The 582-nt window shown below is 57.7% G+C and carries 1 protein-coding gene and 1 pseudogene; both read left to right on the top strand.

Annotated features, from left to right (window positions below; translation table 11 throughout):
- Positions 1–219, top strand: a pseudogene (locus ACR0EL_RS22580) (carbohydrate ABC transporter permease); the annotation flags it as partial.
- Positions 216–582, top strand: a 367-nt coding sequence (locus ACR0EL_RS22585) for an MGH1-like glycoside hydrolase domain-containing protein (RefSeq protein ID WP_480502368.1), incomplete at its 3' end; no start/stop codon positions are given. The pseudogene ACR0EL_RS22580 and the gene ACR0EL_RS22585, both read left to right, overlap by 4 nt.

The raw sequence follows: 582 nt of genomic DNA on the forward strand, positions 1-582 counted from the left end.
ATGATCGCTTGGAACGAGTTCCTGCTGGCCTTCGTGCTGCTGGACGACCCTTCGAAATTTACCCTGACCCGAGGCGTCACGATGCTGAACTCCTCGGAAATTCCCCGACAGCATCTGATGGCCGGTGCGGTGATCGCCACCGTTCCGATCATGGCGCTGTTCCTGGGACTTGAACGTTTCATGACTAAGGGCCTGACTGCGGGGTCCGTCAAAGGATGACTGAGATGAACCAACATACAAACCCCGACCGCGAGGCGCGCAACATTCTGGTTGCCAATGATCGCGGCGGCTACACCATCCCGACCGAAGGGCTTTACCCCTATCAATGGAATTGGGACAGCGCGATTGCGGCGCTTGGTTTTGCCGAGTTCGACATTGATCGAGCCTGGGTGGAACTTGAAACACTGTTCTCGGGCCAGTGGGATGATGGAATGGTGCCGCATATCCTGTTCCACAAACAGGATGACGGATATTACCCCGGCCCGGATGTCTGGGGTGGCCACGGGCCGATCCCATCCTCAGGCATCATTCAGCCCCCGGTGGCTGCAACTGTGGCGCGGAAGATCTGGGAAAAAGATGGCG

This window comes from Ruegeria sp. AH12 (assembly GCF_056541465.1).